Origin of the sequence: Dongia sp. (genome assembly GCF_041905885.1) — a bacterium.
GTDB lineage: Bacteria > Pseudomonadota > Alphaproteobacteria > Dongiales > Dongiaceae > Dongia.
Genome location: NZ_JAYRKD010000013.1, coordinates 137,269 through 145,481 on the forward strand (window position 1 = coordinate 137,269; position 8,213 = coordinate 145,481).

General features: G+C 65.4%; 8 protein-coding genes. 5 read left to right on the forward strand and 3 right to left on the reverse strand.

Annotated elements, in window-relative coordinates; all coding sequences use genetic code 11:
• Positions 1 to 4 precede the first annotated feature (4 nt).
• From ACH2CY_RS15100 to ACH2CY_RS15110, 3 genes are all read right to left on the reverse strand, one after another.
• Positions 5 to 1,174, reverse strand: coding sequence for an amino acid ABC transporter permease (locus ACH2CY_RS15100; RefSeq protein WP_395020116.1), 1,170 nt, complete (start codon positions 1,172 to 1,174; stop codon positions 5 to 7).
• Between the two features lie 3 nt (positions 1,175 to 1,177).
• On the reverse strand, positions 1,178 to 2,371 hold the full coding sequence (locus tag ACH2CY_RS15105) for an amino acid ABC transporter permease (protein ID WP_395020117.1): 1,194 nt from the start codon (positions 2,369 to 2,371) through the stop codon (positions 1,178 to 1,180).
• An 86-nt stretch (positions 2,372 to 2,457) separates the two neighbouring features.
• Positions 2,458 to 3,495 (reverse strand): amino acid ABC transporter substrate-binding protein, encoded by a 1,038-nt coding sequence (locus tag ACH2CY_RS15110; protein ID WP_395020118.1) that lies wholly within the window; start codon positions 3,493 to 3,495, stop codon positions 2,458 to 2,460.
• Positions 3,496 to 3,674: 179 nt separating this feature from the next.
• Here ACH2CY_RS15110 and metC point away from each other — a divergent pair, with 179 nt between their 5' ends.
• The 5 genes from metC to ACH2CY_RS15135 all read left to right on the forward strand — a co-directional run bounded on the left by metC (position 3,675) and on the right by ACH2CY_RS15135 (position 8,049).
• Positions 3,675 to 4,919 (forward strand): cystathionine beta-lyase, encoded by a 1,245-nt coding sequence (metC, locus tag ACH2CY_RS15115; protein WP_395020119.1) that lies wholly within the window; start codon positions 3,675 to 3,677, stop codon positions 4,917 to 4,919.
• Positions 4,916 to 5,305, forward strand: a complete 390-nt coding sequence (gene hisI, locus ACH2CY_RS15120) for a phosphoribosyl-AMP cyclohydrolase (protein WP_395020120.1) — start codon at positions 4,916 to 4,918, stop codon at positions 5,303 to 5,305. Before metC ends, hisI begins: the two co-directional genes overlap by 4 nt.
• Positions 5,306 to 5,308: 3 nt before the next feature.
• Positions 5,309 to 6,007 (forward strand): molybdate ABC transporter permease subunit, encoded by a 699-nt coding sequence (modB, locus tag ACH2CY_RS15125; RefSeq protein WP_395020121.1) that lies wholly within the window; start codon positions 5,309 to 5,311, stop codon positions 6,005 to 6,007.
• A gap of 285 nt (positions 6,008 to 6,292) precedes the next feature.
• A complete protein-coding gene (gene modC / locus ACH2CY_RS15130) occupies positions 6,293 to 7,375 on the forward strand; it encodes a molybdenum ABC transporter ATP-binding protein (protein ID WP_395020122.1) in 1,083 nt (360 codons plus the stop codon).
• A gap of 5 nt (positions 7,376 to 7,380) precedes the next feature.
• Positions 7,381 to 8,049 carry a haloacid dehalogenase type II gene (locus ACH2CY_RS15135; RefSeq protein WP_395020123.1) on the forward strand — a complete coding sequence of 223 codons (669 nt, stop codon included), beginning with the start codon at positions 7,381 to 7,383 and terminating at the stop codon, positions 8,047 to 8,049.
• Positions 8,050 to 8,213: the final 164 nt, after the last annotated feature.

Sequence of the window (8,213 nt, forward strand, 5' to 3'; positions counted from 1 at the left end):
CCTCTCAGCGCTTCTTGTGACCGGTGTGGAGCTTCAGCTCCAGATACATGCTGTAACGCGACATGGCGAAGCAGAACACCCAGTAGACCAGGGCGCAGAAGGCATAGCCCTCGATCTCGGTGCCGAGCCAGTTGGTGTCGCGCGAACCCGCGCGCACGATGTTCAGGAAGTCGTAAAGGCCGACGATGGCGACCAGCGTCGTGTCCTGCGCCAGGCTGATGAAGTTGTTGACGATGCCGGGGATGGCGATGCGCAAGGCCTGCGGCAGGATGATCAGCCGCATCATCTGCCAGTAGCCGAGGCCCATCGCCATGGCGCCCTCGTACTGGCCCTTGGGCAAGGCCTGCAACCCGCCGCGCACGACCTCCGCCATGTACGCCGCGGCGAAGATCGTGACGCCGAGCAGGACGCGCAGCAGCACGTTGAACTCGACGCCCGGCGGCAGGAAGAAGGGCAGCATCACGTTGGCCATGAACAAGATCGTGAGCAGCGGCACGCCGCGCACGAACTCGATCAGGATCACGCACAGCAAATGGACGACCGGCAACTCGGACCGTCGCCCGAGCGCCAGCAGCACGCCCAGCGGCAGCGAGAACACGATGCCGATCCCGGAGAGGATCAGGGTCAGCATGAAGCCGCCCCAGAGCCGGGTCTCCACCACCTCGAGGCCGAGCCCGCCATAGAGCAGGAAGAAGGCCAGCACCGGGAAGATGGCGAAGAAGAAGATCGCCAGCTCCTTCTTGCGCTTGATCCGCTCCGACAGCAGGCCGAAGATCGAGACCGCCAGCATCACGAAGACGATATCGACCCGCCAGCGCTCGGGCTGCGGATAGAAGCCGTAGATGAACTGCGGCAGCCGCGCCTCGATGAAGATCCAGCAGGCGCCGGCATTGGCGCGGCAGTCGGCGAATTGCGGCGGATGATCCTCCGCGCCCGCCGCCAGCGGCGGCACCGACCAGGTCGCGTCTAGGATCGCCCAGTTGAGGAACGGCGGGATGACCAGATAGAGCACATAAAGCGCCAGCACCGTCAGCAGCGCGTTGGTCCAGCTGGAGAACAGGTTGTGGCGCAGCCAGCCGATGGCGCCGGTCTCCATGGTCGGCGGCGGCAGGCTGGGACGCAGCCCCGGCTCCATCTGGGCGTTGAGGTTGTTGTTGGCGCTGATATCGGCCATCTGCTAGCGCTCCACCAGCGCGACGCGCTTGTTGTACCAGTTGAGCACGGTGGAGATGATGAGGCTGACGCCGAGATAGAACACCATCATGATCGCGATGCACTCGATCGCGCGGCCGGTCTGGTTCTGCGAGGTGCCGATCACCGCGAACAGGTCCGGATAACCGATGAATCCGGCCAGGGTCGAGTTCTTCACCACGTTGAGATACTGGCTCACCATCGGCGGGATCACGATGCGCTGTGCCTGCGGGATCACCACCAGGCGCAAGGTCCAGCTCGGCTTCAGCCCGAGCGCCAGCGAGGCTTCGGTCTGGCCGTGGCTGACCGCCATGATGCCGCCGCGGATGATCTCGGCGATGAACGCCGAGCTGTTCAACCCGAGGCCGACGATCAGCGCCACGACCTCCGGCTGGAAGGCAAGACCGCCGCTGAAATTGAAGCCGCCCAGCACCGGCACGTCCCATTCGACCGGATGTCCCATCACCAGGCTGACCAGCGCCGGCACACCGAGGATCAGCAGGATCGAAACCGTCACCGCGGGAAAGCGCTGCCCGGTCAGCTCCTGGCGCTTGCGCGCCCAGCGCCGTAGGAAGACGCTCGCGACCACCGCGACGATGAAGGCGACGAAGACCGCGCCCGCCCCCGGCTGGAACACCGGATCCGGCACATAGAGTCCCTTCTTGTTCAGGAAGATCACGTCGAACAGGTTGAGGCTGCTCTTGACCGCGGGCAGCGCCGCCACCACCGCCGAATACCAGAACACCAGCTGCAGCAGCAGCGGCGTGTTGCGCAGCGCCTCGATGTAGGCGAGCGCCAGGCGCGCCACCAGCCAGTTGTTGGAGAGCCGCGCAATGCCGATCACCAGGCCGAGCACCGTGGCGATCACCGCGGTGATCGCGGAAGCCAGCAAGGTGTTGAGCGCGCCGACCAGCAGGATCCGACTGATCGGCGAATCCAGGGTCACCGAGATGGCGGCGAAGCTGAGCTGGAATCCCGCCGGAGCGTCCAGGAAGCGGAAGCTCATCGGCACGCCGAGCCGTTCCTGGTTGGTCAGCAGGTTAGCGATCAGGAACCAGACGATGCCGATCAGGACCAGCCCGACGACGACCTGGGAGGCGATGCCGCGCTTGCGCTCATCGCGCCACCAGGGCGTCACGGTCGTGGTCTGGTCGCGGGAGCCTTGAACTTCTGCCGTCACTTCAGGTCTCCCGGTTGGATGGACCTGTAAAGATGAGGCCAGCGCCCGGCGGGCTATGCCGGGCGCTGGTCGCCGAGTTCATCAGCTCAGTTGTACGGCGGCGCGTACTGCAAGCCGCCCTTGGTCCAGAGCGCGTTCAGGCCGCGCTCCAGGCGCAGCGGAGTCTTCGGGCCGACGTTGCGGTCGAAGATCTCGCCGTAGTTGCCGACGGCCTTGATCACGTTGTAGGCCCAATCGTTGGTCAGGCCCATCTCCTCGCCGAGCTTGTCGGTGATGCCCAGCATGCGCTGGATCTCCGGGTCGGCGCTCTCGGTGCCGGCGGCGTTCTTCGACTTCACTTCGTCGATATTCGCCTGGGTGATGCCCTTCTCCTCGGCGATCAGGGTGACGTAGTGCGTCCAGCGCACGATGTCGCCCCACTGGTTGTCGCCGTGACGGACGACCGGGCCGAGCGGCTCCTTGGAGATGATCTCCGGCAGGATGATGTTGTCGTCCGGGTTCTTGAGAGCGGTGCGCTCGGCCGCGAGGCCCGAGGCGTCGGTGGTGTAGGCGTCGCAACGGCCTTCGTCATAGGTGCCGCGGGCCTGGTCGTTCTCCTTGAACTTCACCGGCTTCATGCCGAGGTTGTTCACCTTATCGAAGTCGCCGAGATTCTTCTCGGTCGAGGTGCCTTCCTGCACGCAGACCGTGGCGCCCTTCAGCTCGAGCGCGCTCTTCACGCCGAGCTCCTTCTTCACCATGAAGCCCTGGCCGTCATAGAAGTTGACGGTGACGAAATCGAGGCCGAGGCCGGTGTCGCGGTGGAGAGTCCAGGTCGAGTTGCGGGCCAGCATGTCGACTTCGCCGGACTGCAGCGCGGTGAAACGCTGCTCGGCGTTCAACGGCTTGTACTCAACCTTGGTGGGGTCGCCGAACACCGCGGTGGCAACGCCCTTGCAGAGATCGATGTCGAGGCCGGACCACTGGCCCTGGTCGTTCGGCGCGCCGAAGCCCGCGAGACCGGTGGTGACGCCGCAGACCAGCTTGCCGCGCTGCTTCACGGTCTCGAGCGTGGTCGCCTGCGCAGCTGCCGCGAGGCCGACCGTCAGAGCGGCGCCGGCAACGGCAAGACGGAAATAGTTCATGATCTACCCCTTCCCTGATGGTGGTGTTGTTTTAGCTTTTGTACGTTCGGTCCCCGCTGCGCTCCCTGTGCGCTTTTTGTGGGGATTTCAGCCACCTTTAACACAACCCGAACGGCTGCTACAAGTTTGTTGCCGGTCTCAGGACCGTTAATCAAATCGCTTAGCAGGCTAAGAAAAACATGGCTTCCAGCAGCGGCGGAAAGCGCCCCACGGGCACCGACAAAGGTAGGGCTTGGCGGGACCGGACGAAACTGACTCATGCGGGCAATAGCCCCTTTGAGAACCACGGTATCGTTAATCCGCCGGTCTATCACGCCTCCACCGTGCTCTATCGGACCGTCGAGGAGCTGCGCTTCAAGGAGAAGGCGCCGTTCGAGCACGTCACCTATGGCCGCACCGGCACGCCGACCAGCTGGGCCTTCGAAGAGGCCGTCGCGGCCCTCGAGGAAGCCGATCGCGCCATCGCCATGCCCTCCGGTCTCGGCGCCATCGCCGGCGCGCTCTATTCCTTCCTGAAGGCGGGCGATCACGTCTTGATGACGGACACCGCCTACTTCCCCACGCGCAAGCTCTGCGACCATCAACTCGCCAAGATCGGTGTCACTACCACCTATTACGACCCGATGATCACCGCGGATGCGCTGGAGAAGCTGATCCGGGATAACACCCGCGTGATCTATCTCGAGAGCCCCGGCTCGCACACCTTCGAGGTGCAGGACGTGCCGGCGATCGCCGCGCTGGCCAGGCGCCGCGGCATCGTCACCATGATCGACAACACCTGGGCCTCGCCGCTCTACTTCAAGCCGCTGAAGCACGGCGTCGACATCAGCCTCCACGCCGCGACCAAGTACATCGTCGGCCATTCGGACGTGATGATGGGCATCATCGCCATGAAGGACGAACATTTCATGACGGTGAAGACCCAGGTCCACGGCATGGGCTATTCGGTCGGCCCGGACGACGTCTATCTGGCGCTGCGCGGCCTCAGGACCATGAGCGCGCGCCTCGCCCAGCATCAGCAGACGGCGCTTCGCCTTGCCGACTGGCTGCAGAAGCGGCCGGAGGTCGAGCGGGTGCTGCACCCCGCCCTCCCCGGCACGCCGGGCCATGAATTCTTCAAGCGCGACTTCACCGGTTCATCGGGCCTGTTCAGCGTGATCCTGAAGCCCTGCTCCGACAGCCAGCTCACCGCCATGCTCGACGGGATGCAGCTCTTCGGCATGGGCTATTCCTGGGGCGGCTATGAAAGCCTGATCATCCCGTCGAAGATCGAGCACGCCCGCACCGCGAAGCCCTGGAAGACCGACGGGCCAATGCTGCGCATCCATGCCGGGCTAGAGGATCCCGACGATCTGGTCGCCGATCTCGAAGCCGGGTTCCAGCGTCTGCGCTCCAATCTTCCCGGAGAAAGCGCCGCGGAATGACGGCAGCGGAATTGCTCGACAGCCTGGTCTTCGATCGCGACGGCCTGATCCCCGCAATCGCGCAGCAGCATGACAGCGGCGAAGTGCTGATGCTGGCCTGGATGAACCGTGCCGCGATCGACGAGACGCTCAGCACGGGCCGCGTCTGCTACTGGTCGCGCTCGCGGAAGTCACTTTGGCGCAAGGGTGAGACTTCGGGCCAGGTGCAGCGTCTGGTCGAGTTCCGGGTCGATTGCGACAACGACTGCCTGCTGCTGCTGGTCGATCAGAAGGGCGTCGCCTGCCATACCGGCCGGCGCAACTGCTTCTTCACCGCCATCCGGGACGGCAAGGCAGAGACCATCGCCGAAGTCGTCGTCGATCCCGCCAAGCTCTACGGTGCCTGACCGGTGCTGACCGCGTCGCTCTCACCCTTCGAGATCGAGGCGATGCTGCTGTCGCTGAAAGTCGGCATCTGGAGCACGATCGGCCTGCTGCCGATCGCCGTCACGCTCGCCTGGTTGTTGGCGCGCCACGAGTTCTACGGCAAGACCCTGGTCGATGCCTTGCTGCATCTGCCGCTGGTCCTGCCGCCGGTCTCGATCGGCTTCATCCTGCTGATCCTGTTCGGCCGCCAGGGCTGGCTCGGCAAGCCGCTCGCCGACTGGCTCGGCATCACGGTGATGTTCAAATGGGAAGGTGCCGCGATCGCCTCGGCGGTGATGGCGCTGCCGTTGACCGTCGGCGCGATCCGGCTTTCGATCGCAGCGGTCGACCGCAAGCTCGAAGCGGCCGCGCGCAGCCTCGGCGCCTCGCGGCTCGACGTCTTCTTCTCGGTGACCTTGCCGATCGCGTTTCCCGGATTGATCGCCGGAGCCATCCTCGGCTTCGCGCGCTCGCTGGGAGAGTTCGGCGCCACCATCACCTTCGTCTCCACCATTCCCGGCGAGACCGAGACGTTGCCGCTGGCGATGTACCGCGCGCTGCAATCACCGCAAGGCGACACCCAGGCGCTCCGCCTCACCCTGATCGCCGTGGTCATCGCCCTGGCGGCTTTGCTCGGGGCGAATGTCCTCAACCGCTGGGCCACAGCCCGGAGTGGGCACTGATGCTGAAGAGGGAGATTAGATGTGCCCTTCTCCCCTTGTGGGAGAAGGATACGCAGGCTTGGCGAGTCGTAGCCGAGCCTAGCCGGAGTTGGATGAGGGGTGCGCACCGTGAGGTGCGCGCGCTCGGCAGAGCGCTCGCGCGCTGCGTGCCTTCCGGCACGCGCCCCCTCACCCAGCTCCGTCTAAGCTCGCTCGCGCTCGCTAAGACTTCGCATCCCTCTCCCACGAGGGGAGAGGGGATCGGATATCCGATCGGCCGTTCGCTGGACGAAGCTCGGTGCATCCATGCTTGAAATCGACGCCGCGCAGAAACTGGGCTCGGCCGAAGTCGAGATCACGCTGGCGACCTCGGCCGACGGCGTGCTGGCGCTGTTCGGTCCCTCCGGCGCCGGCAAGACCACCATCCTCAATTGGCTGGCTGGGCTGGGCCGGCCGGATCGCGGCAGCATCCGCCTGAACGGCACGACCCTCTACGACCACGCGGCCGGCATCAACCTGCCGCCGGAAAAGCGGCGCGTCGCCTACATGTTCCAGGACCTGCGCCTCTTCCCGCATCTCAACGTGCGCGACAACATCCGCTACGGCTGGCGTCGCGCGCCTGCCGCCGAACGTCATATCGCTGAAAGTACAGTGATCGATCTGCTGGAGCTCGAGCGCTTCCAGCACCGCCGCGTCACCGATCTTTCCGGAGGCGAGAAGCAGCGCGTGGCGCTGGCCCGCGCCCTGCTGAGCGCCCCGCGCCTGCTGCTGCTCGACGAGCCGCTGGCGGCCCTGGACGAGAAGCGCAAGGCGGAGATCCTGCCCTTCCTGGAACGGGTGAGGAGCACGCTCTCGATCCCGACCATCTTCGTCAGTCACAATGTCGATGAGGTGGTGCGGCTTGCCAACCGCGTCGCGGTGGTCGCGCAGGGCCGTATCCGCCGCGTTGGCACGATCTTCGAGGTCTTCGCCGACCTCGGCCTCGGCGACATCCTGGAAAGCAACGCGGCCGGCGCCGCGATCCCGGCCAGGGTCTCGGTCGAGAATGACGGCTCCGGGCTCTCAGTGCTGGACTTCGCCGGCGGCCAGTTCCGCGTCCCCGGCGCCGGCCGCCCCGCCGGCACGCCGATCAACCTGCGGATCCGCGCCCGCGATGTGGCGCTGGCGCGCAACCGCGTCGACGGCATCAGCATCCTCAACCAGTTCCAGGGCCGCATCACCGAGATCTCCAGCGGCGACGGCCCCTACGCCGACGTGTTGCTGGATATCGGTGCGCCGATCTGGGCCCGCATCTCGCGCCACTCACTGAAGGACCTCGGCCTCAGCACCGGCCAGCGCGCGTGGTGCCTGGTAAAAGCAGTGTCCTTCGACACCGAACCCGGAAAGTAACCACCATGGCGGCCATCGAAGCGGTGCTGTTCGATGCCTACGGGACATTGTTCGATTTGCGCTCCGCGGTCGCGCCGCATGCCGCGCGCCTCGGCGACCGGAGCGAACGCGTGCTCGCGCTCTGGCGCCAGAAGCAGCTCGAATACACCTGGACCGCCAGCTTGCGGAACGCCTATCGCGATTTCGACACCGTCACCCGCGACGCCCTCGCCTTCGCGCTCGCCGCCGAGAACCGTGCCGATGACGCGCTCGCCGCCGTGCTGATGGAATCCTTCCATGCACTGGTGCCCTATCCCGACGCCGAGGCGACATTACGCGCCTTGAAGGCCCGCGGCCTCCGTCTCGGCATTCTCTCCAACGGAACGCCCACGATGCTGGAGCGCCTGCTCGAAACCCAGGCGTTCGCCGGGCTGCTCGATTGCGTGATCTCGGTCGATGCCGTGAAGGTCTTCAAGCCCGACCGCCGTGTCTACCAGCTTGGCGCCGACTCGCTCGGTCTCACACCGGACCGGATCGGCTTCGTCTCGGGCAATGCCTGGGACGCCGGCGGTGCCGCCGGCTTCGGCTTCCGCGTCTTCTGGCTCAACCGCGCCGGCCAGCCCATCGAGTATGGATTGGCCGAGCGCGCCACCACTCTCTCGACACTGGCAGAGATTCCGGCGGCGCTGCCCTGAGCGAATTTCGCTGCATGCTCCCGAATTCATGCAATGCGGTAACGTCAATTGTTGTGTGTCAGGAGGAAGAGGGTACTGACGCCCTGTGACTTGTTTTCGTGGGTGAAGACGGCGAACAGGATGCGGTCCATGGAGGTTCTATCCTGGAAAGTGCCCATCGGCCT